Source organism: Pseudomonas sp. 20-5 (assembly GCF_056782835.1).
Genome location: NZ_CM165584.1, coordinates 2517546 through 2539373, shown reverse-complemented (window position 1 = coordinate 2539373; position 21828 = coordinate 2517546). Strand labels below are relative to the sequence as shown.

The 21828-nt window shown below is 65.6% G+C and carries 18 protein-coding genes; 15 read left to right on the top strand and 3 right to left on the bottom strand.

Features of this window, described 5'->3' with window-relative positions:
* The first annotated feature begins 22 nt into the window (after nucleotides 1-22).
* From AC1RB9_RS12070 to AC1RB9_RS12000, 15 genes are all read left to right on the top strand, one after another.
* On the top strand, nucleotides 23-577 hold the full coding sequence (locus tag AC1RB9_RS12070) for a DUF4442 domain-containing protein (RefSeq protein WP_016852736.1): 555 nt from the start codon (nucleotides 23-25) through the stop codon (nucleotides 575-577).
* A gap of 599 nt (nucleotides 578-1176) precedes the next feature.
* Nucleotides 1177-1590 (top strand): NADH-quinone oxidoreductase subunit A, encoded by a 414-nt coding sequence (locus AC1RB9_RS12065; RefSeq protein WP_003090452.1) that lies wholly within the window; start codon nucleotides 1177-1179, stop codon nucleotides 1588-1590.
* 10 nt (nucleotides 1591-1600) lie between these two features.
* Complete coding sequence (locus AC1RB9_RS12060; RefSeq protein ID WP_003090455.1) at nucleotides 1601-2278, top strand: NuoB/complex I 20 kDa subunit family protein; 678 nt, start codon at nucleotides 1601-1603, stop codon at nucleotides 2276-2278.
* Nucleotides 2279-2358: 80 nt separating this feature from the next.
* The gene (nuoC, locus tag AC1RB9_RS12055) at nucleotides 2359-4140 is read left to right on the top strand and encodes an NADH-quinone oxidoreductase subunit C/D (protein ID WP_003090458.1); all 1782 of its coding nucleotides are present in this window, start codon (nucleotides 2359-2361) and stop codon (nucleotides 4138-4140) included.
* Between the two features lies 1 nt (nucleotide 4141).
* Nucleotides 4142-4642, top strand: coding sequence for an NADH-quinone oxidoreductase subunit NuoE (gene nuoE, locus AC1RB9_RS12050; RefSeq protein ID WP_003090460.1), 501 nt, complete (start codon nucleotides 4142-4144; stop codon nucleotides 4640-4642).
* On the top strand, nucleotides 4639-5985 hold the full coding sequence (gene nuoF, locus AC1RB9_RS12045) for an NADH-quinone oxidoreductase subunit NuoF (RefSeq protein WP_003097674.1): 1347 nt from the start codon (nucleotides 4639-4641) through the stop codon (nucleotides 5983-5985). Before nuoE ends, nuoF begins: the two co-directional genes overlap by 4 nt.
* Before the next feature lie 131 nt (nucleotides 5986-6116).
* Nucleotides 6117-8834, top strand: coding sequence for an NADH-quinone oxidoreductase subunit NuoG (gene nuoG, locus AC1RB9_RS12040; RefSeq protein WP_003122603.1), 2718 nt, complete (start codon nucleotides 6117-6119; stop codon nucleotides 8832-8834).
* On the top strand, nucleotides 8831-9826 hold the full coding sequence (gene nuoH, locus AC1RB9_RS12035; protein ID WP_003090465.1) for an NADH-quinone oxidoreductase subunit NuoH: 996 nt from the start codon (nucleotides 8831-8833) through the stop codon (nucleotides 9824-9826). The genes nuoG and nuoH overlap by 4 nt, the downstream gene beginning before the upstream one ends.
* Nucleotides 9827-9837: 11 nt before the next feature.
* A complete protein-coding gene (gene nuoI / locus AC1RB9_RS12030) occupies nucleotides 9838-10386 on the top strand; it encodes an NADH-quinone oxidoreductase subunit NuoI (protein WP_003090467.1) in 549 nt (182 codons plus the stop codon).
* 11 nt (nucleotides 10387-10397) lie between these two features.
* Nucleotides 10398-10898 carry an NADH-quinone oxidoreductase subunit J gene (gene nuoJ / locus AC1RB9_RS12025; RefSeq protein ID WP_003090473.1) on the top strand — a complete coding sequence of 167 codons (501 nt, stop codon included), beginning with the start codon at nucleotides 10398-10400 and terminating at the stop codon, nucleotides 10896-10898.
* Nucleotides 10899-10943: 45 nt separating this feature from the next.
* Nucleotides 10944-11252: an NADH-quinone oxidoreductase subunit NuoK gene (gene nuoK, locus AC1RB9_RS12020; protein WP_003090475.1), complete on the top strand. Its 309-nt coding sequence runs from the start codon at nucleotides 10944-10946 to the stop codon at nucleotides 11250-11252.
* The gene (gene nuoL / locus AC1RB9_RS12015; protein ID WP_003097681.1) at nucleotides 11249-13096 is read left to right on the top strand and encodes an NADH-quinone oxidoreductase subunit L; all 1848 of its coding nucleotides are present in this window, start codon (nucleotides 11249-11251) and stop codon (nucleotides 13094-13096) included. The genes nuoK and nuoL overlap by 4 nt, the downstream gene beginning before the upstream one ends.
* Before the next feature lie 27 nt (nucleotides 13097-13123).
* Nucleotides 13124-14653, top strand: a complete 1530-nt coding sequence (gene nuoM, locus AC1RB9_RS12010; protein ID WP_003097684.1) for an NADH-quinone oxidoreductase subunit M — start codon at nucleotides 13124-13126, stop codon at nucleotides 14651-14653.
* 7 nt (nucleotides 14654-14660) lie between these two features.
* Nucleotides 14661-16121: an NADH-quinone oxidoreductase subunit NuoN gene (gene nuoN, locus AC1RB9_RS12005; RefSeq protein WP_003090482.1), complete on the top strand. Its 1461-nt coding sequence runs from the start codon at nucleotides 14661-14663 to the stop codon at nucleotides 16119-16121.
* Between the two features lie 114 nt (nucleotides 16122-16235).
* Nucleotides 16236-17045, top strand: a complete 810-nt coding sequence (locus AC1RB9_RS12000) for a class I SAM-dependent methyltransferase (protein WP_003122601.1) — start codon at nucleotides 16236-16238, stop codon at nucleotides 17043-17045.
* Nucleotides 17046-17251: 206 nt separating this feature from the next.
* Here AC1RB9_RS12000 and AC1RB9_RS11995 read toward each other — a convergent pair whose 3' ends face one another.
* The 3 genes from AC1RB9_RS11995 to AC1RB9_RS11985 all read right to left on the bottom strand — a co-directional run bounded on the left by AC1RB9_RS11995 (nucleotide 17252) and on the right by AC1RB9_RS11985 (nucleotide 21594).
* Nucleotides 17252-18310 (bottom strand): AI-2E family transporter, encoded by a 1059-nt coding sequence (locus AC1RB9_RS11995; RefSeq protein WP_003113380.1) that lies wholly within the window; start codon nucleotides 18308-18310, stop codon nucleotides 17252-17254.
* Nucleotides 18311-18469: 159 nt separating this feature from the next.
* The gene (locus AC1RB9_RS11990; protein ID WP_009876647.1) at nucleotides 18470-20155 is read right to left on the bottom strand and encodes a methyl-accepting chemotaxis protein; all 1686 of its coding nucleotides are present in this window, start codon (nucleotides 20153-20155) and stop codon (nucleotides 18470-18472) included.
* Between the two features lie 113 nt (nucleotides 20156-20268).
* Nucleotides 20269-21594: a Na+/H+ antiporter family protein gene (locus tag AC1RB9_RS11985; RefSeq protein ID WP_003113382.1), complete on the bottom strand. Its 1326-nt coding sequence runs from the start codon at nucleotides 21592-21594 to the stop codon at nucleotides 20269-20271.
* Nucleotides 21595-21828 lie beyond the last annotated feature (234 nt).

Here is a 21828-nt window from a genome sequence, read left to right as displayed (position 1 = left end):
TGGGCAAGCCCGGGCAAAGCGGGTGGAATGCAGGCTCCCCTCTCTATGGAAGGACGCCAGCATGCCCAAGCGCAATCGTCTCAGCCGCGCCGTCGGCGCCATCAACCTCCTCCCCCGCCGCCTGCGCAGCCGCAGCCTGTCGCTGCTGCTGGGCTCCCAGGTGCGCTTCGCCGGCACTGCCAGGGTGCGCATCCATGAACTGGGACAGGAGCGCGCCATCCTCAGCCTGAAGAACCGTCGACCGGTGCAGAACCACATAAAAGGTATCCATGCCGCGGCGATGGCCTTGCTCGCCGAGTCGGCCAGCGGCTTCCTGGTCGGAATGAACGTACCGGACGACAAGCTGCCGCTGATCAAGACCATGAAGATCGACTATCTCAAGCGCGCCCAGGGCGACCTGACCGCCATCGCGACGCTGGAGGCCGGACAGATCGAGCAGATCCGGCAACAGGACAAGGGCGAGGTCCGCGTGGCGGTGTTGGTCAGCGACGAGAACGGCAACCAGCCGATCGCCTGCGAAATGGTCTGGGCCTGGGTCGGCAAGAAACCCCGGGTCGCTACCGCAGCCCCCAGGTAGCGCACCTCCGGAGCGACTACATCTACGCTGCGACGCGAACCGCCGCAAACCTTGCCCAGCGCCTTCGCATCCGTCACGAAGAACCGCGGGCGCAGCCCCAGGCGGCGCCGCAGCCGGGTTGCCATGGTGCGGAAAGAAGAAAAACCGCCATGCGCCCGGCCCGGAGAATATTCCCGGTTTAATGCAATAACGGATTGGGCGAGAGTAATTACCAATAAAAGGGTAAACAATAGTAACGCGGCGAAGAATATATGTAGCGAAGTTATACGGATGCGACATTGCAAACGATATTCATTATCGTTTGAAGCCTTGCAAAGAGCCCTCCACCACGCTTCGCGGCAATACGACCAAAAGCCAGCCAGGCCGCGCCATTTCTCGCAAAGACAGCATTCACGAGGGTTTCGGGGATTAACCAAAGCGCTGGAAAAAGCAGAGAAGCGTCTGTTTGTGTTAGAAAAATTTACTTGTCCGGCGCTTTGGGCATAAAATCGGAAAGATACATACAACCCTTAGCTCACTACGCAGCGGGTTGCACAAGAAGTCGGGCATTGCGCCCAGAACCCACGATCTTATATATCCGGTACAGAAGGAGTATCAGCATGCCAAACCCAGCTGAACTTGCAGCTCATCACTGGGGATTCGCTGCCTTCCTTCTAGGGGTCGTTGGCCTTCTCGCCTTCATGCTAGGGGTTTCGTCCCTGCTTGGCAGCAAGGCATTTGGTCGCAGCAAGAACGAACCCTTCGAATCCGGGATCGTCCCCACCGGAGGCGCACGCCTGCGTCTCTCGGCAAAATTCTATCTGGTCGCGATGCTCTTCGTGATCTTCGACGTCGAAGCCCTCTTCCTCTTCGCCTGGTCGGTGTCGGTTCGCGAAAGCGGCTGGGCCGGCCTGATCGAGGCAACCATTTTCATAGCAATTCTGTTGGCGGGTCTTGTCTATCTTTGGCGGATCGGTGCGCTCGATTGGGCTCCCGAAAGCCGTCGCAAGCGGCAGGCGAAGCTAAAACAATGAGGCTTTGGCGATGCAATACAAACTTACCCGGATCGATCCCGATGCGGCCAACGACCAATACCCGATAGGCGAACGGGAAACCGTAGCCGACCCGCTGGTCGAGGGCCAGGTTCACAAGAACATCTTCATGGGCAAGCTCGAGGATGTGCTGAACTCCACCGTCAACTGGGGTCGCAAGAACTCGCTCTGGCCCTATAACTTCGGGCTGTCGTGCTGCTACGTGGAGATGACCACCGCCTTCACCGCGCCGCACGATATCGCCCGCTTCGGCGCCGAAGTGATCCGGGCGTCGCCGCGCCAGGCCGACTTCATGGTCATCGCCGGCACCTGCTTCATCAAGATGGCCCCGGTCATCCAGCGCCTCTACGAGCAGATGCTCGAACCCAAGTGGGTTATCTCCATGGGCTCGTGCGCCAATTCCGGCGGCATGTACGACATCTATTCGGTGGTCCAGGGGGTCGACAAGTTCCTCCCCGTGGACGTCTACATCCCCGGCTGCCCGCCCCGTCCGGAGGCGTTCCTGCAAGGCCTGATGCTGTTGCAGGAATCCATCGGCCAGGAGCGCCGCCCGCTGTCCTGGGTCGTTGGCGACCAGGGGGTCTACCGCGCCGAAATGCCGGCCCAGAAAGACCTGAAACGCGAGCAGCGCATCCAGGTGACCAACCTGCGCAGCCCCGACGAAGTGTGATCCGGAACTCCCGGCCAGCCCCGCTGGCCGGCCGAGACCAGCCGCGTTCACCCCACCGTTGACCGAAAGCGACCGAGACCATGACTGCAGACTCCGCTCTGTACATCCCGCCTTACAAGGCAGACGACCAGGATATCGTCGTCGAACTGAACTCCCGCTTTGGCGCCGAGACCTTCACCGTCCAGCCCACCCGTACCGGCATGCCGGTGCTCTGGGTCCCGCGCGAAAGACTGATCGAAGTCCTGACCTTCCTCCGTCAGGTACCCAAGCCCTACGTGATGCTCTACGACCTGCACGGCGTCGACGAGCGGCTGCGCACCCATCGCCGCGGCCTGCCGAGCGCCGACTTCAGCGTGTTCTACCACCTGATGTCGCTGGAGCGTAATAGTGACGTGATGATCAAGGTCGCCTTGTCCGAGCGCGACCTCAACCTGCCCACCGCCACCCGTATCTGGCCCAACGCCAACTGGTACGAGCGCGAAGTGTGGGACATGTACGGCATCACCTTCACCGGCCACCCGCACCTGACCCGCATGCTGATGCCGCCGACCTGGCAGGGCCATCCGCTGCGCAAGGACTACCCGGCGCGCGCCACCGAGTTCGATCCCTACTCCCTGTCCGCCGCCAAGCAGGACCTGGAGCAGGAGGCCCTGCGCTTCAAGCCGGAAGACTGGGGCATGAAGCGCCACGGCGAGAACGAGGACTACATGTTCCTCAACCTCGGCCCGAACCATCCGTCCGCCCACGGCGCGTTCCGCATCATCCTGCAACTGGACGGCGAGGAGATCATCGACTGCGTCCCGGAGATCGGCTACCACCACCGCGGCGCCGAGAAGATGGCCGAGCGCCAGTCCTGGCACAGTTTCATTCCCTACACCGACCGCATCGACTACCTCGGCGGGGTGATGAACAACCTGCCCTACGTACTCTCGGTGGAGAAGCTCGCCGGGATCAAGGTGCCGCAGCGGGTCGACGTGATCCGAATCATGATGGCGGAGTTCTTCCGTATCCTGAACCACCTGCTGTACCTGGGCACCTATATCCAGGACGTCGGCGCCATGACCCCGGTGTTCTTCACCTTCACCGACCGCCAGCGCGCCTACAAGGTGGTCGAGGCCATCACCGGCTTCCGCCTGCACCCGGCCTGGTACCGCATCGGCGGCGTCGCCCACGACCTGCCGCGCGGCTGGGACAAGCTGGTCCGCGAGTTCCTCGACTGGATGCCCAAGCGCCTCGACGAGTACGAGACCGCGGCCCTGAAGAACAGCATCCTGCGCGGCCGGACCATCGGCGTCGCCCAGTACAACACCAAGGAAGCCCTCGAGTGGGGCACCACCGGCGCCGGCCTGCGCGCCACCGGTTGCGACTTCGACCTGCGCAAGGCCCGCCCCTACTCCGGCTACGAGAACTTCGAGTTCGAGGTACCGCTGGCCCACAACGGCGACGCCTACGACCGCTGCATGGTCAAGATGGGCGAGATGCGCCAGAGCCTGCGGATCATCGAACAGTGCCTGAAGAACATGCCGGAAGGCCCTTACAAGGCCGACCATCCGCTGACCACGCCGCCGCCGAAAGAACGCACGCTGCAACACATCGAAACCCTGATCACCCACTTCCTGCAGGTTTCCTGGGGCCCGGTCATGCCGGCCAACGAAGCCTTCCAGATGATCGAGGCGACCAAGGGTATCAACAGCTACTACCTGACCAGCGACGGCAGCACCATGAGCTACCGCACGCGTATCCGGACGCCCAGCTTCGCGCACCTGCAACAGATCCCCTCGGTGATCAACGGCAGCATGATCGCGGACCTGATCGCCTACCTGGGTAGCATCGATTTCGTTATGGCTGACGTGGACCGCTGACATGAGCCAGAGCAACCTGATTCAGACCGACCGTTTCGTCCTCAGCGAAACCGAGCGCTCGTCCATCGAGCATGAAATGCATCACTACGAGGACCCGCGCGCGGCGTCCATCGAAGCCCTGAAGATCGTCCAGAAACAGCGCGGCTGGGTGCCGGACGGCGCCATCCCGGCGATCGGCGAGGTGCTGGGGATCCCGGCCAGCGACGTCGAAGGCGTCGCCACCTTCTATAGTCAGATATTCCGCCAGCCGGTGGGCCGCCACATCATCCGCGTCTGCGACAGCATGGTCTGCTACATCGGCGGCCACGAGTCGGTGGTCGGCGAGATCCAGAAGCAACTCGGCATCGGTCTCGGCCAGACTACCGCCGACGGACGCTTCACCCTGCTCCCGGTCTGCTGCCTGGGCAACTGCGACAAGGCCCCGGCGCTGATGATCGACGACGACACCCATGGCGACGTGCGTCCCGACGGTGTCGCCAAACTGCTGGAGGCCTACGTATGACCCTTACCTCCATTGGTCCGGCCAACCGCATGGCGCGTTCGGCGGAAACCCATCCGCTGACCTGGCGCCTGCGCGAAGACGCCCAGCCCGTCTGGCTCGAGGAATACCAGAGCAAGGACGGCTATGCCGCGGCGCGCAAGGCGCTGACCCAGATGGCCCAGGACGACATCGTCCAGACCGTCAAGGACTCCGGCCTCAAGGGCCGCGGCGGCGCGGGCTTCCCCACCGGCGTGAAGTGGGGCCTGATGCCGAAGGACGAGTCGCTGAACATCCGCTACCTGCTGTGCAACGCGGACGAGATGGAGCCGAACACCTGGAAGGACCGCATGCTCATGGAGCAGCTGCCGCACCTGCTGGTGGAAGGCATGCTGATTTCCGCGCGCGCGCTGAAGGCCTACCGCGGCTACATCTTCCTGCGCGGCGAATACGTCGACGCGGCGCGCAACCTCAACCGCGCCATCGACGAAGCCAAGGCCGCCGGCCTGCTCGGCAAGAACATCCTCGGCAGCGGCTTCGATTTCGAGCTGTTCGTCCACACCGGTGCCGGCCGCTACATCTGCGGCGAAGAGACCGCGCTGATCAACTCGCTGGAAGGCCGCCGCGCCAACCCGCGCTCCAAACCGCCCTTCCCTGCCGCCGTCGGCGTCTGGGGCAAGCCGACCTGCGTGAACAACGTGGAGACGCTGTGCAACGTGCCGGCCATCGTCGGCAACGGCGTGGACTGGTACAAGACCCTGGCCCGCCCCGGCAGCGAAGACATGGGCACCAAGCTGATGGGCTTCTCCGGCAAGGTGAAGAACCCCGGCCTGTGGGAACTGCCGTTCGGCGTCAGCGCCCGCGAGCTGTTCGAGGACTACGCCGGCGGCATGCGCGACGGCTTCCAGCTCAAGGCCTGGCAGCCCGGCGGCGCCGGTACCGGCTTCCTGCTCCCGGAGCACCTGGATGCGCAGATGTTCGCCGGCGGCATCGCCAAGGTCGGCACCCGGATGGGCACCGGCCTGGCCATGGCGGTGGACGACAGCATCAACATGGTTTCCCTGCTGCGCAACATGGAAGAGTTCTTCGCCCGCGAGTCCTGCGGCTGGTGCACCCCCTGCCGCGATGGCCTGCCGTGGAGCGTGAAGCTGCTGCGTGCCCTGGAGCGGGGCGAAGGCCAGCCCGGCGACCTCGAGACCCTCGAGCAGCTGGTCAACTTCCTCGGCCCAGGCAAGACCTTCTGCGCCCACGCGCCGGGAGCCGTCGAGCCGCTGGGCAGCGCCCTCAAGTATTTCCGTGCCGAATTCGAGGCGGGCATCTCCCGCCAGCCTTCGGCCGCGCCGCGCCCGGCAACGGTCGGCGCCTGATGCTTTGCAGCCGGACGGCCAGCCGTCCGGCGATGTTTCGTCGTCGTGCCGCGGCCCGGCCGCAGGCCCGACGGAACCGTGAGTTTCTATTAGCCACGCCCGCTGACAACGGGCCAACGAAGACTTGAACCATGGCCACTATCCACGTAGACGGCAAGACGCTCGAAGTCGATGGTGCAGACAACCTCCTGCAGGCCTGTCTGTCCCTCGGTCTCGACATTCCCTACTTCTGCTGGCACCCGGCGCTCGGTAGCGTCGGCGCCTGCCGCCAGTGCGCGGTGAAGCAGTACACCGACGAGAACGACAAGCGTGGTCGCCTCGTCATGTCCTGCATGACCCCCGCCACCGACAACACCTGGATCTCCATCGAAGACGAAGAGGCCAAGCAGTTCCGCGCCAGCGTCGTCGAATGGCTGATGACCAACCACCCGCACGACTGCCCGGTGTGCGAGGAAGGCGGTCACTGCCACCTGCAGGACATGACGGTGATGACCGGCCACAACGAGCGCCGGTACCGCTTCACCAAACGCACCCACCAGAACCAGGAACTCGGCCCGTTCATCGCCCATGAGATGAACCGCTGCATCGCCTGCTACCGCTGCGTGCGCTACTACAAGGACTACGCCGGCGGCACCGACCTCGGCGTCTACGGCGCCCACGACAACGTCTACTTCGGACGGGTCGAGGACGGCGTGCTGGAAAGCGAGTTCTCCGGCAACCTCACCGAGGTCTGCCCCACCGGCGTGTTCACCGACAAGACCCACTCCGAGCGCTACAACCGCAAGTGGGACATGCAGTTCGCCCCGAGCATCTGCCACGGCTGCTCCAGCGGCTGCAACATCAGCCCCGGCGAGCGCTACGGCGAGATCCGCCGCATCGAGAACCGCTACAACGGCTCGGTCAACCACTACTTCCTCTGCGACCGCGGTCGCTTCGGCTACGGCTACGTCAACCGCGAAGACCGTCCGCGCCAGCCGCTGCTGGTGCTGAGCAAGCAGAAGCTGAGCCTGGACGGCGCCCTCGACCAGGCCGCCGCCCTGCTGAAGGAGCGCAAGGTGGTCGGCATCGGTTCGCCGCGCGCCAGCCTGGAAAGCAACTTCGCCCTGCGCGAGCTGGTTGGCGAAGGCAACTTCTACAGCGGCATCAACGAAGGCGAGCTCGACCGCCTGCGCCTGATCCTGCAGGTCATGCAGGAAGGCCCGCTGCCGGTGCCGAGCATCCGCGACATCGAGGACCACGACGCGGTCTTCGTCCTCGGCGAGGACCTGACCCAGACCGCCGCCCGCATCGCCCTGGCCCTGCGCCAGTCGGTGAAGGGCAAGGCCGTCGAGATGGCTGCCGACATGAAGGTCCAGCCGTGGCTCGACGCCGCGGTGAAGAACATCGCCCAGCATGCGCAGAACCCGCTGTTCATCGCCAGCGTCAGCGCGACCCGCCTCGACGACGTGGCCGAGGAAACCGTTCACGCCGCGCCGGACGATCTCGCTCGCCTCGGCTTCGCCGTGGCCCACGCGATCGACCCAAGCGCCCCGTCCGTGGCCGACCTCGACCCGCAGGCCCAGGCCTTCGCCCAGCGCATCGCCGATGCCCTGCTGGCGGCCAAGCGTCCGCTGGTAGTGTCCGGCAACTCGCTGGGCAACAAGGCATTGATCGAAGCCGCGGCGAACATCGCCAAGGCCCTCAAGCAGCGCGAGAAGAACGGTTCCATCAGCCTGGTGGTCGGCGAAGCCAACAGCCTCGGCCTGGCGCTCTTCGGCGGCGACTCCGTGGAAGCCGCGCTCGAGCGACTGACCTCCGGACAGGCCGACGCCGTGGTGGTGCTGGAGAACGATCTCTATCGCCGCACCGACGCCGCCCGTGTCGACGCGGCCCTGGCGGCGGCCAAGGTGGTGATCGTCGCCGATCACCAGCAGACCGCCACCACCGCCAAGGCGCACCTGGTGCTGCCGGCGGCCAGCTTCGCCGAAGGCGACGGCACCCTGGTCAGCCAGGAAGGCCGCGCCCAGCGCTTCTTCCAGGTGTTCGACCCGACCTACTACGACGCCAGGAACATGGTCCGCGAGGGCTGGCGCTGGCTGCATGCGATCCACAGCACCCTGCAAGGCAAGCGCGTCGACTGGACCCAGTTGGACCACGTCACCGAAGCCGTGGCCGAGGCCAAGCCGATCCTGGCCGGCATCCGCGACGCCGCACCGGCCGCCTCGTTCCGCATCAAGGGCCTCAAGCTGGCCCGCGAACCGCACCGCTACAGCGGGCGCACCGCCATGCGCGCCAATATCAGCGTGCACGAGCCGCGCACCCCGCAGGACATCGACTCGGCGTTCGCCTTCTCCATGGAAGGCTACTCCGGCAGCCAGGAAGACCGTCAGCAGATCCCGTTCGCCTGGTCGCCGGGCTGGAACTCGCCGCAGGCCTGGAACAAGTTCCAGGACGAGGTCGGCGGCCACCTGCGCGCCGGCGACCCCGGCGTGCGCCTGATCGAACCGAAGGGCGAAGGCCTCGACTGGTTCCAGGCCGTGCCGGTGCCGTTCAGCGCCAAGGCCGACAGCTGGAAGGTAGTGCCGCTGTACCACCTGTTCGGCAGCGAGGAAAACAGCTCGCGGGCCGCGCCGATCCAGCAGCGCATCCCGGAGACCTACGTCGCCCTGTCCAAGGAAGACGCGGATCGCCTCGGCGTCAACGACGGCGCGACCCTCGGCTTCCAGCTCAAGGGCCAGGCCCTGCGCCTGCCGCTGCGTATCGATGAACAACTCGGCGCCGGCCTGATCGGCCTGCCGGTCGGCTTCGCCGGTATCCCGGCGGCGATCGCCGGCTGCTCCGTGGAAGGTCTGCAGGAGGCTGCACAATGAGTTGGCTGACTCCCGCTCTGGTCACCATCATCCTCACCGTGGTCAAGGCCATCGTGGTGCTGCTCGCCGTGGTCATCTGCGGCGCCCTGCTAAGCTGGGTCGAGCGCCGCCTGCTCGGCCTCTGGCAGGACCGCTACGGCCCCAACCGGGTCGGTCCGTTCGGTGCGTTCCAGCTCGGCGCGGACATGGTCAAGATGTTCTTCAAGGAGGACTGGACCCCGCCGTTCGCCGACAAGATGATCTTCACCCTGGCCCCGGTAATCGCGATGGGCGCCCTGCTCGTCGCCTTCGCCATCGTGCCGATCACCCCCACCTGGGGCGTGGCGGACCTGAACATCGGCATCCTGTTCTTCTTCGCCATGGCCGGCCTGACGGTGTACGCCGTGCTGTTCGCCGGCTGGTCGAGCAACAACAAGTTCGCCCTGCTCGGCAGCCTGCGCGCCTCGGCCCAGACCATCTCCTACGAGGTGTTCCTGGCCCTGTCGCTGATGGGCATCGTCGCCCAGGTCGGCTCGTTCAACATGCGCGACATCGTCCAGTACCAGATCGACAACGTCTGGTTCATCATTCCGCAGTTCTTCGGCTTCTGCACCTTCATCATCGCCGGCGTCGCCGTGACCCACCGTCACCCGTTCGACCAGCCGGAAGCGGAGCAGGAACTGGCGGACGGCTACCACATCGAGTACGCCGGGATGAAATGGGGCATGTTCTTCGTCGGCGAGTACATCGGCATCGTACTGGTCTCGGCGCTGCTGGCGACCCTGTTCTTCGGCGGCTGGCACGGTCCGTTCCTGGACACCCTGCCCTGGCTGTCGTTCTTCTACTTCGCCGCCAAGACCGGCTTCTTCATCATGCTCTTCATCCTGATCCGCGCCTCGCTGCCGCGTCCGCGCTATGACCAGGTGATGGCGTTCAGCTGGAAGGTGTGCCTGCCGCTGACCCTGATCAACCTGCTGGTGACCGGCGCGCTCGTGCTGGCCGCGGCCCAGTAAGGAGAACCACCGTGATCAAAGAAATCATCAACGTCGTGCATGGCACCTTCACCCAGCTTCGCAGCCTGGTGATGATCTTCGGCCATGCCTTCCGCAAGCGCGACACCCTGCAATACCCCGAAGAGCCGGTCTACCTGCCGCCGCGCTATCGTGGCCGGATCGTCCTGACCCGCGACCCCGACGGCGAGGAACGCTGCGTAGCCTGCAACCTGTGCGCCGTGGCCTGTCCGGTTGGCTGCATCTCCCTGCAGAAGGCCGAGACCGAGGACGGTCGCTGGTATCCGGAGTTCTTCCGCATCAACTTCTCGCGCTGCATCTTCTGCGGCCTGTGCGAGGAAGCCTGCCCGACCACCGCGATCCAGCTCACCCCGGACTTCGAGATGGGCGAGTTCAAGCGCCAGGACCTGGTCTACGAGAAGCACGACCTGCTGATCTCCGGGCCGGGCAAGAACCCGGACTACAACTACTACCGCGTTGCGGGGATGGCGATCGCCGGCAAGCCGAAAGGCGCCGCGCAGAACGAAGCCGAACCGATCAACGTGAAAAGCCTGCTGCCATAAGGAGACGTCGCGTGGAATTCGCTTTCTATTTCGCTGCCGGCGTCGCCGTACTGGCCACGCTGCGGGTCATCACCAACAGCAACCCGGTGCATGCCCTGCTCTACCTGATCATTTCCCTGCTGGCCATCTCGATGACCTTCTTCAGCCTCGGCGCACCCTTCGCCGGCGCCCTGGAGATCATCGTCTACGCTGGCGCCATCATGGTTCTGTTCGTCTTCGTGGTGATGATGCTCAACCTCGGCCCGGCCGTGGTCGAGCAGGAGCGCAAGTGGCTCACGCCCGGCATCTGGGTCGGGCCTTCGGCCCTGGCCCTGGTCCTGCTGGTGGAACTGCTGGTGGTCCTCGCCCGCACCCCGAGCGGTGCGGGCATCGGCCATACCACGGTAGACGCCAAGGCGGTCGGCATCAGCCTCTACGGCCCGTACCTGCTGGTGGTCGAACTGGCCTCCATGCTGTTGCTCGCGGCCCTGGTCGCTGCCTATCACCTGGGTCGTCAAGACGCCAAACAATAAAGGTTCGGCGGGCGCCCTGCGCCCGCCCCAAGGGAACGTAACGCTATGAACGCAATACCACTGGAACACGGCCTGGCCCTCGCCAGCGTCCTGTTCGCCCTCGGACTGGTCGGCTTGATGGTGCGACGCAACATCCTGTTCGTACTGATGAGCCTGGAAGTGATGATGAACGCCGCCGCCCTCGCCTTCGTGGTCGCCGGCAGCCGCTGGGGCCAACCCGACGGCCAGGTGATGTTCATCCTGGTGCTGAGCCTCGCGGCCGCCGAAGCGAGCATCGGCCTGGCGATCCTGCTGCAACTGTATCGCCGCTTCCACACCCTCGATATCGACGCTGCCAGCGAGATGCGCGGATGAACCTTCTACCTCTTACCTTCCTGTTCCCCCTGGTCGGCTTCCTGCTGCTGTCGTTCTCCCGCGGCAGGTGGTCGGAAAACCTTTCGGCGCTGGTCGGCGTCGGCTCGGTCGGCCTCTCCGCCCTGAGCGCGGCCTGGGCCATCTTCAGCTTCCACAGCAGTCCGCCGGAAGGCGGTGCCTACAGCCTGGTGCTGTGGCAGTGGATGGCGGCCGGCGACTTCAGCACCAACTTCACCCTGTACCTGGACGGCCTCTCGGTAACCATGCTCGGCGTGGTTACCGGCGTCGGCTTCCTGATCCACCTGTTTGCCTCCTGGTACATGCGTGGCGAAACCGGCTATTCGCGCTTCTTCGCCTACACCAATCTGTTCATCGCCAGCATGCTGTTCCTGGTGCTGGGCGACAACCTGCTGTTCCTCTACTTCGGCTGGGAAGGCGTGGGCCTGTGCAGCTACCTGCTGATCGGCTTCTACTACAGCAATCGCAACAACGGTAACGCGGCGCTCAAGGCATTCATCGTCACCCGCGTCGGCGACGTGTTCATGGCTTTCGGCCTGTTCATCCTGTTCCAGCAGTTCGGCACCCTGAACATCCAGGAGCTGCTGGTGCTGGCGCCGCAGAAGTTCCCGGAAGGCAACCTCTGGCTGACCCTGGCGACCCTGGCCCTGCTCGGCGGCGCGGTCGGCAAGTCCGCCCAGCTGCCGCTGCAGACCTGGCTGGCCGACGCCATGGCCGGCCCGACCCCGGTCTCCGCGCTGATCCACGCCGCCACCATGGTGACCGCCGGCGTCTACCTGATCGCCCGTTGCCACGGCCTGTTCACCCTGGCCCCGGACATCCTCGAACTGGTCGGCATCGTCGGCGCGGTGACCTTGGTCCTGGCCGGCTTCGCCGCCCTGGTACAGACCGATATCAAGCGCATCCTCGCCTACTCGACCATGAGCCAGATCGGCTACATGTTCCTCGCCCTCGGCGTCGGCGCCTGGGACGCGGCGATCTTCCACCTGATGACCCACGCCTTCTTCAAGGCCCTGCTGTTCCTTGCCTCGGGCGCGGTGATCGTCGCCTGCCACCACGAGCAGAACATCTTCAAGATGGGCGGCTTGTGGAAGAAGCTGCCGCTGGCCTACGCCAGCTTCGTGGTCGGCGGTGCGGCGCTGGCCGCCCTGCCCTTCCTCACCGCGGGCTTCTACTCCAAGGACGAGATCCTCTGGGAGGCCTTCGCCAGCGGCCATCGCGAACTGCTGATCGCCGGCCTGGTGGGTGCGTTCCTGACCTCGATCTACACCTTCCGCCTGATCTTCGTCGCCTTCCACGGCGAGCCGAAGACCGAAGCCCACGCCGGCCACGGGATTTCCCACTGGTTGCCGCTCAGCGTGCTGATCGTCCTGTCGACCTTCGTCGGCGCCCTGATCACCCCGCCGCTGGCTGGCGTCCTGCCGGAAAGCGTCGGCCACGCCGGTGGCGAAGCCAAGCACAGCCTGGAACTGGCCTCGGGTGCCATCGCCATCGCCGGTATCCTGCTGGCCGCCCTGCTCTTCCTCGGCCAGCGCCGCTTCGTCAGCGCCCTGGCGAAGAGCGCCCCGGGTCGCTTCTTCGGTACCTGGTGGTACCACGCCTGGGGCTTCGACTGGCTGTACGACAAGCTGTTCGTGAAACCCTACCTGCTGCTCTGCCAATTGCTGGGGCGCGACCCCATCGACCGTACCCTGGGCGTCGTTCCGTTCAGCGTGCGCGGCGGACACAACCTCCTCAGCCTCACCGAGAACGGCCGCCTGCGCTGGTACGCCGCTTCCCTGGTGGGTGGCGCCGCCATCCTGCTCGGCGCGCTGCTGCTGGCCTAACGAATTCACGGAGAGACTGAGCCTGTCATGATTCTGCCCTGGCTAATCCTGATCCCCTTCATCGGCGGTTTCCTCTGCTGGATCGCCGAACACAGCAGCAAGACCCTGCCCCGCTGGATCGCGCTGCTTTCGATGACCCTGGTCCTGATCCTGAGCCTGTGGATCTGGGCCACCGGCGACTTCCAGCTGGCGCCCGCGCCCGGCGGCGAGCCGGAATGGACCCTGCAATTCAAGGTGCTGTGGATCGAGCGTCTCGGCATCAGCATCCACCTGGCGATGGATGGCCTGTCGCTGCTGATGGTCGCCCTCACCGGCCTGCTCGGTGTGCTCTCGGTCCTCTGCTCCTGGAACGAGATCCAGCGCCGCATCGGCTTCTTCCATCTGAACCTGCTGTGGATCCTGGGCGGTGTGATCGGCGTGTTCCTCGCCATCGACCTGTTCCTGTTCTTCTTCTTCTGGGAAATGATGCTGGTGCCGATGTACTTCCTCATCGCGCTGTGGGGACACAGTTCCGATGACGGCAAGAAGACCCGCATCTACGCCGCCACCAAGTTCTTCATCTTCACCCAGGCCAGCGGCCTGGTGATGCTGGTGGCGATCCTCGGCCTGGTGTTCGTCAACTTCAATGCCACCGGCGTGATCACCTTCGACTACGCCACCCTGCTGAAGACCCAGCTGAGCCCCCACGTGGAATGGCTGCTGATGCTCGGCTTCTTCGTCGCCTTCGCGGTGAAGATGCCGGTGGTGCCGGTGCATTCCTGGCTGCCGGACGCCCACGCCCAGGCGCCCACCGCCGGCTCCGTGGACCTCGCCGGCATCCTCCTGAAGACCGCCGCCTACGGCCTGATCCGCTTCGCCCTGCCGCTGTTCCCCAACGCCTCGGCGGAATTCGCGCCGATCGCCATGTGGCTCGGCATCATCGGCATCTTCTACGGTGCCCTGCTGTCCTTCGCGCAGACCGACATCAAGCGCCTGGTCGCCTACTCCAGCGTTTCGCACATGGGCTTCGTGATGATCGGCATCTACTCCGGCAGCCAGGTCGCGCTGCAGGGCGTGGTGGTGCAGATGATCGCCCACGGCCTCTCCGCCGCGGCGCTGTTCATCCTCTGCGGCCAGCTCTACGAGCGCCTGCATACCCGTGACATGCGCAAGATGGGCGGCCTGTGGTCGCGCATGCCCTACCTGCCGGCGATCAGCCTGTTCTTCGCCTCGGCGTCGCTGGGCCTGCCCGGCACCGGCAACTTCGTCGGGGAGTTCCTGATCCTGATCGGCGCCTTCAAGGTGGTCCCGGTGATCATCGTGATCGCCACCTTCGGCCTGGTCTTCGCCTCGGTCTACTCGCTGATCATGATCCACCGCGCCTACTTCGGCCCCAGCCAGTCCGACGAGCCGATCCTCGGCCTCGATGCCCGCGAACTGAGCATGGTGCTCGGCCTGGCGGTCCTGCTGGTCCTGCTCGGGGTCTACCCGCAGCCAGTGCTGGACATCTCCGCGGCCAGCATGCACGGCGTGCAGCAATGGCTGGGCGCAGCCCTTTCCACCCTTGCAGGACGGTAGTCGCGAAATGACCTTTACGATCCAACACTTCATCGCGCTCCTGCCACTGCTGATCACCAGCGCCACCCTGGTGGTGGTGATGCTGGCGGTAGCCTGGAAACGCAATCACTCGTTCACCGCCACCCTCTCGGTGATCGGCCTCAACCTGGCCCTGCTGTCGCTGCTGCCGGTCCTCGGCGTCACCCCGATCGAGGTGACACCGCTGGTGCTGGTGGACAACTACGCCTGCTTCTACATGGCCCTGGTGCTGGTCTCCGCCCTGGCCTGCGTGACCCTCGCCCACGCCTACATGGAAAGCTATCCGGGTAACCGCGAAGAGCTGTACCTGCTCCTGCTGCTGGCCACCGCCGGCGGCCTGGTGCTGGTCAGCGCGCAGCACCTGGCCAGCCTGTTCATCGGCCTGGAGCTGCTCTCGGTCCCGGTCTACGGGATGGTCGCCTACGCCTTCTTCAACAAGCGCTCGCTGGAAGCCGGCATCAAGTACACCGTGCTCTCGGCCGCCGGCTCCGCCTTCCTGCTGTTCGGCATGGCCCTGCTCTACGCCGAGTCCGGTACCCTGGGCTTCGCCGGCCTTGGCGCCAAGGTCGCCGAGCACGTGCTGAGCGGTCCGCTGGTCAGCGTTGGCGTAGGCATGATGCTGGTCGGCCTGGGCTTCAAGCTGTCGCTGGTGCCCTTCCACCTGTGGACCCCGGATGTCTACGAAGGCGCCCCGGCGCCGGTCTCGGCGTTCCTCGCCACCGCCAGCAAGGTCGCGGTGTTCGCCGTGCTGCTGCGGCTGTTCCAGATCGCCCCTGCGGCCCTGGACAACCAACTGCTGAACATCTCCCTGAGCGTCATCGCGGTCGCCTCGATCCTCTTCGGCAACCTGCTGGCACTGACCCAGAGCAACATCAAGCGCCTGCTCGGCTACTCGTCCATCGCCCACCTGGGCTACCTGCTGGTCGCCCTGATCGCCAGCAAGGGCATGGCCGTGGAAGCGGTCGGCGTCTACCTGGCCACCTACGTACTGACCTCCCTCGGCGCGTTCGGCGTGATCACCCTGATGTCCACCCCGTACAGCGGCCGCGACGCCGATGCGCTGTTCGAGTACCGCGGCCTGTTCTGGCGCCGGCCGGTACTGACCGCGGTGATGACCGTGATGATGCTGTCGCTGGCAGGCATCCCGCTGACCGCCGGCTTCATCGGCAAGTTCTACGTGATCGCGGTCGGCGTCGAGTCGCACCTGTGGTGGCTGATCGGCGCCCTGGTGCTGGGCAGCGCCATCGGCCTGTACTACTACCTGCGGGTCATGGTCACCCTGTTCCTGGTCGAGCCCGGCATCCGCCAGCACGACGCACCGTTCAACTGGGGCCAGCGCGCCGGCGGCATCATGCTGGTGGCCATCGCCCTGCTGGCGTTCTTCCTCGGCGTCTACCCGCAGCCGCTGCTGGAAATCCTCCAGCATTCCGGCCTGGCCCTCGCCGGCTGAGTCGCCCGCTCCACGAAAACCCCGCCTCGGCGGGGTTTTTCTTTGGCCCGCCCCACGCACCCTGCCCCGCTGCCGTGGCATGCTCCGCGCTCCATGGATGAACCCGGAGGCCTCATGCCCACCTTCCACGATATCGACGTCCTGCGACACAACAGCGCCAGTTGGGACGCCCAGGCCGCCCGGGACTGCGAATGGTCGCGACCGGTCAGCGCCGAAGAGGTCGCCGCCGCACGCCGCGGCGACTGGGCGGTGAAGCTGACCCCGGGCGCGTTACCCGCTCACTGGCTGGGCGACGTACGCGGCCGCGAGATCCTCTGCCTGGCCTCGGCCGGCGGCCAGCAGGCGCCGATCCTTGCCGCCGCCGGCGCACGGGTCACGCTGTTCGACGCCTCGGCGGGACAGCTGGACAAGGACCGCCAGGTCGCCGCCCGCGACCGCCTCGAACTGGCCTGCGTGCAGGGCGACATGCGCGACCTCTCGACCTTCGCCGATGCCTCCTTCGACCTGGTCTTCAATCCCATCTCCAATCTCTACGTCGACGATGTCCTGCCGGTCTGGCGCGAATGCGCGCGGGTGCTGCGGCCGGGCGGCAAGCTGCTGGCGAGCTTCTACAACCCGGCGCTGTTCATCGAGGACCGCTCGCCGGAACTGGCAGAGCAGGGCCTGATCCGGCCGCGACATCGCCTGCCCTACTCCGACCTGGAAAGCCTCTCCGCCGAAGCCCTCGCGGCAAAGCGCGAGAAAGGCGAAGCCCTGGTGTTCGGCCATAGCCTGACCCAGCAGATCGCCGGCCAGCTCGCCGCCGGCCTGCTGCTGCAGGATTTCTACGAAGACTGGCAACCGCACCCGCGCTTCGTCATCGACCGCTTCGTGCCGACCTTCCTCGCCACCTGCGCGCTCAAGCCGAGGTCCGCCGCCGGTTGACAGCGACGAGCCCTGAGGAGTGCCGGCAAGCGCTGCTCCATGTCCAGTTGCGCAACGGTCGCGATGTACCGGGTTCGACGCACTGTTAGCCGAAGGCCCCAGGCACTGCCTGGAGCGGCTCAGCCACGACAGCGCCGTCCATGATGCTTCAAGGCCTGAAACGAACAAGCCCCGCATTCGCGGGGCTTGTCTGCCACGGGCGCGACTCAGGCCTGCGGTTCTTCCTCGCGGCCAGTGAACAGGTCCCAGCTGGCCATGAACAGCGCAGCGATCAGCGGGCCGATGACGAAGCCGTTGAGGCCGAACAAGGCCATGCCACCGAGGGTGGAGATCAGCACCACGTAGTCCGGCATCTTGGTGTCCTTGCCGACCAGGATCGGGCGCAGGATGTTGTCCACCAGGCCGATCACCACCACGCAGAACAGGATCAGCACTACACCCTGCCAGATCGCCCCGGTGAGCAGGAAGTAGGCCGCCACCGGCGCCCAGATCAGCGCCGCACCGATGGCCGGCAGCAGCGACAGGAAGGCCATCAGGGTGCCCCAGAGCAAGGCGCCCTCGATGCCCAGCAGCCAGAAGATCAGGCCGCCGAGAGCGCCCTGGGTGGCAGCCACGGCGATGTTGCCCTTCACCGTGGCGCGGATCACCGTGGTGAACTTGGCGAACAGGTGGTGCTTGTGTTCCTGGCTCAGCGGCACCGCCTGCTTGATCCGCCGGCCGAGCACGCGACCGTCGCGGAGGAGGAAGAACAGCAGGTAGAGCATGATGCCGAAGCTGATGACGAAGTCGAGGGTGTTCTGGCCGATGCTGAACGCCTTGGTCGCCACCACCTGGCTGGCCTGCATCGCCACCGAGGAGAGCTTCTCCTGCAGGCTCGAGAGATTGGCCAGGTCGAAGCGCTCCAGCCACTGGTGCACCGATGGCGGCAAGGCAGCCACCGCCTGCTGCAGGTAGGCGGCGAAGTTCAGTTCGCCGGACTTGACCCGCTGGTAGACGCTCGCGCCTTCCTGCACCAGCGAACCGGCGATGAAGATCACCGGGATGATCACGATCAGCACGCAGATCAGCAGGGTGATCAGCGCGGCGAGGTTCTTCCGATCCCTCAGGCGCACCTGCAGGCGGCGTTGCACCGGGGCGAAGATGATCGCCAGGATGGTGCCCCAGAACACCGCGCCGTAGAACGGCAGCAAGAGCCAGCCGAAGGCGAGCGTGACCACCGCCAGCAACAGGAGAAAAGTCCGGGATTCCAGTTTCGTGTCGAGCATGTCCAATCCATCTGGCAGTGGGAAGCAAAGCATTAGTCAGCCGGCGGACGTGGATCGTTCACGACTGCCGGCCGACTCCGCCGAATAATGACAGGAAGGCTCTGTGGCGCACCACTGCCGGCTGGCTCTTTTGCCGGCAGCGGTCGCGCGGGGGAAGGGTCAGATGCGGAACTGACCGACCAGCCGGCCCAGGCCCTGGCCCAGTTGCGCCAGGCTGCGGGCGGTCTGCGCGCCCTGCTGGGCCTCGTCGGCGACGCTGTCCACCGCGCCGGCGATCTGGTGCACGCTGCGGTTGATCTCCTCGGCCACCGCGGTCTGCTCCTCGGCGGCGCTGGCGATCTGCGCGTTCATCGCGTTGATGGTGGCGATCAGCTGGGCGATGGCATCCAGCGAATCGCCGGCCTGGTTGGCCTGGTTGCTGGTGCCCTCGCCGGCCTCGCCGGAACGGCGCATGGCGTCGACCGCGGCGTTGGTGCCCTGCTGCAGGCGATCGATCATGCCCTGGATTTCCTGGGTACTCTGCTGGGTGCGGCTGGCCAGCGCCCGCACTTCGTCGGCGACCACCGCAAAGCCACGTCCGGCCTCGCCGGCACGGGCCGCCTCGATGGCCGCGTTGAGCGCCAGCAGGTTGGTCTGTTCGGCAATGGAGCGGATCACCCCGAGCACACTGACGATGGATTGCACGTCCTGCTGCAGGCTATCCAGAGAAGTCCCGCTGTCGCGGATCTCGTCCACCAGCGCGTGGATGCGCTCGATGCTGCCGTCCACCACGCGCTTGGCCGCCTGGCCTTCGTGGTCGGTCTGCTGCGCGGCCTCGGCGGCGCGCTGGGCGCTCTGCGCCACTTCATGGGCGGCGGCGGACATCTCGTTGATCGCGGTGGCGACCTGGTCGGTCTCGTGGCGCTGGCGCTCCATGGCCTGCTCGGAACGCTCGGCCTGGGCCGACATCTGCTCCACCAGTTGCTTGAGGTCGCCGGTCATCCCGGCGATCTGCCGCACCAGACCGTGGATCTTCTCGACGAAGCGGTTGAAGGAACCGGCCAGCTCGCCCAGCTCGTCGTGGCTGGTCACCGGTAGGCGACGGGTCAGGTCGCCTTCGCCGGCGGCGATGTCATCGAGGTTCTGGCGGATCTGGTGCAACGGCCGCAGCATCGCGTTGGCCACCGCCAGGCCGATCACCAGCAGGACCACCAGAAGGACGCCGGCGATCCCCACGATACTGGCGATCAGGGTGCCGATACGCTCGTCGATGTCCTGCTTGATTTCCACCAACTGGGCCTCGACGCCGTCGAGGTTGATCGCCGAGCCGATAACCATGTCCCACTTCGGCAGGTACAGGGTATAGGACAGCTTGGGCACCATGACGCCCTCGTTGCCCGGCAGCGGCGAGGTATAGGTCACGTAGTGGCTGCCGTTGCGGCCGGCCTCCACCAGTTCGCGGTTGAGGTAGACGCCGCTGGGATCGCGGCGGTCGCGGAAGCTCTTGCCGACGTCCACCGGGCTGTCGCCGCGAAACAGGCGCACCACCTGGGAGTCGTAGCCGAAGATATAGCCGTCCTTGCCGTACTTGATCTTCGACAGGCGCGCGATGGCCTCGGCGCGGGCATTCAGGTCGCCGTTGGCCGAGCGGTCGTACTCGGCCTGGATACTGCCCATGGCGATCTGCACGTAGTGCTCGAGTTCGGCACGACGGTCGCCGAGCAGGCGCTCGCGGGTATCCTTGACTTCGGCATCAGCCTGTTTTTTCAGGATCAGCACCGCTCCGCCGCTGAGCACCAGGGCGAAGAGCAGCACCGGCACCATGGCCAGCAGGAGGACTTTGGATTTCAGGGTCAGACGCATCATCAACTCCTAGCATGACGCCCAATAAAAAACGGGATTCCCGTTTCATCGGCAATCCCGTCGGAAGCTTAAGCGGCCGGCCCGACATTCCGTCAGGCGACCGCCCGAGATGGAACTCAGAGCAACATCGCGGCGGCCCAGCCGAACACCAGCAACGGCAGGTTGTAGTGCAGGAAGGTCGGCACCACGGTGTCCCAGATGTGATTGTGCTGGCCGTCGACGTTGAGCCCGGAGGTCGGCCCAAGGGTCGAGTCCGACGCCGGAGAACCTGCATCCCCCAGCGCGCCGGCGGTGCCGACGATGCTGACGATGGCCAGCGGGCTGAAGCCCAGTTGCACCGCCAGCGGGACGAAGATCGCGGCGATGATCGGCACGGTGGAGAACGACGAGCCGATGCCCATGGTGACCAGCAGGCCGACCAGCAGCATCAGCATGGCGCCGACCGCCTTGCTGTTGCCGATCCAGGCCACCGAGGCGTCGACCAGGCTCTGCACCTCGCCGGTGGCCTTCATCACCTCGGCGAAACCGGCCGCGGCGATCATGATGAAACCGATGGTGGCCATCATCTTCATGCCTTCGGTGAACAGGTCGTCGGTCTCCTTCCAGCGCACCACGCCGGACAGCGAGAAGACCACGAAACCGACCAGCGCGCCGATGATCATCGAGTCCAGCCACAGCTGTGCGACGAACGCGGCGACGATGGATACCCCGGCCACCGCCAGGCTCTTCGGGTTGTAGCTGACATCGACGCGTTCGGCCTGCTCGATCCGCTGCAAGTCGTAGACGCGCTTGCGGCGGTAGCTGAACAGCACCGCGATGAGCAACCCGGCGAGCATGCCCAGGGCTGGGATGAACATGGCGTGGGTGACGTTGATCCCGCTGACGTCGACGCCGTTGCGCGCCACGTTGGCCAGCAGGATTTCATTGAGGAAGATGTTGCCGAAGCCCACCGGCAGGAACATGTACGGGGTGATCAGGCCGAAGGTGATGACGCAGGCGATCAATCGCCGGTCGATCTGCAGCTTGCTCAGCACATAGAGCAGCGGCGGCACCAGCAGCGGGATGAAGGCGATATGGATCGGCAGGATATTCTGCGAGGATACCGCCACGCAGAGCAGCAGGCCGACCAGGATCCACTTGAACGCACCGGCGCCCTTGCCCTGCTCGTCGTGCCGGCCGAGCAGCGCCAGGACCTTGTCGGCCAGCGCATGGGCCACGCCGGAGCGGGCGATGGCCACGGCGAAGGCGCCGAGCATGGCGTACGACAGGGCCACCGTGGCACCCCCGCCGAGGCCGCCGTTGAAGGCCTTGAGAGTCCCCTCCAGGCCTAGGCCACCGAACAGTCCGCCGACCACCGCGCCGATGATCAGCGCCAGCACGACATGCACACGGCAAAGGCTGAGGACGAGCATCAGCCCCACCGCCAGCACCACTGCGTTCATCGTTGAACTCCTTGCAAATGAAACGAACTCGACCGTCTGCGGCCGAAAAAAGGGGCGTACTCTGCTACAGCCATCCCCGCCTGTCAAAGCCGCGCATGCGCGAATGTCGCCTGGCTATAAACCGTTGTGCACGGTTCTTGCGTGCGATTCGCCGAACGACGGCAATCCGGCGCCAGCGAACGGACCGTCGTCAAGAATGGGCGAGCCCTGCCGATAAGCCTTGGGCCCCCGCAG

Bases quoted from the DNA above. Each gene is read 5' to 3' on its own strand.
- AC1RB9_RS12065 (WP_003090452.1), top strand. From the start codon at position 1,177: ATGCCAAACCCAGCTGAACTTGCAGCTCATCACTGGGGATTCGCTGCC.
- AC1RB9_RS12060 (WP_003090455.1), top strand. From the start codon at position 1,601: ATGCAATACAAACTTACCCGGATCGATCCCGATGCGGCCAACGACCAA.
- nuoC (WP_003090458.1), top strand. From the start codon at position 2,359: ATGACTGCAGACTCCGCTCTGTACATCCCGCCTTACAAGGCAGACGAC.
- nuoE (WP_003090460.1), top strand. From the start codon at position 4,142: ATGAGCCAGAGCAACCTGATTCAGACCGACCGTTTCGTCCTCAGCGAA.
- nuoF (WP_003097674.1), top strand. From the start codon at position 4,639: ATGACCCTTACCTCCATTGGTCCGGCCAACCGCATGGCGCGTTCGGCG.
- nuoG (WP_003122603.1), top strand. From the start codon at position 6,117: ATGGCCACTATCCACGTAGACGGCAAGACGCTCGAAGTCGATGGTGCA.
- nuoH (WP_003090465.1), top strand. From the start codon at position 8,831: ATGAGTTGGCTGACTCCCGCTCTGGTCACCATCATCCTCACCGTGGTC.
- nuoK (WP_003090475.1), top strand. From the start codon at position 10,944: ATGAACGCAATACCACTGGAACACGGCCTGGCCCTCGCCAGCGTCCTG.
- nuoL (WP_003097681.1), top strand. From the start codon at position 11,249: ATGAACCTTCTACCTCTTACCTTCCTGTTCCCCCTGGTCGGCTTCCTG.
- nuoM (WP_003097684.1), top strand. From the start codon at position 13,124: ATGATTCTGCCCTGGCTAATCCTGATCCCCTTCATCGGCGGTTTCCTC.
- nuoN (WP_003090482.1), top strand. From the start codon at position 14,661: ATGACCTTTACGATCCAACACTTCATCGCGCTCCTGCCACTGCTGATC.
- AC1RB9_RS12000 (WP_003122601.1), top strand. From the start codon at position 16,236: ATGCCCACCTTCCACGATATCGACGTCCTGCGACACAACAGCGCCAGT.
- AC1RB9_RS11995 (WP_003113380.1), bottom strand. From the start codon at position 18,310: ATGCTCGACACGAAACTGGAATCCCGGACTTTTCTCCTGTTGCTGGCG.
- AC1RB9_RS11990 (WP_009876647.1), bottom strand. From the start codon at position 20,155: ATGATGCGTCTGACCCTGAAATCCAAAGTCCTCCTGCTGGCCATGGTG.
- AC1RB9_RS11985 (WP_003113382.1), bottom strand. From the start codon at position 21,594: ATGAACGCAGTGGTGCTGGCGGTGGGGCTGATGCTCGTCCTCAGCCTT.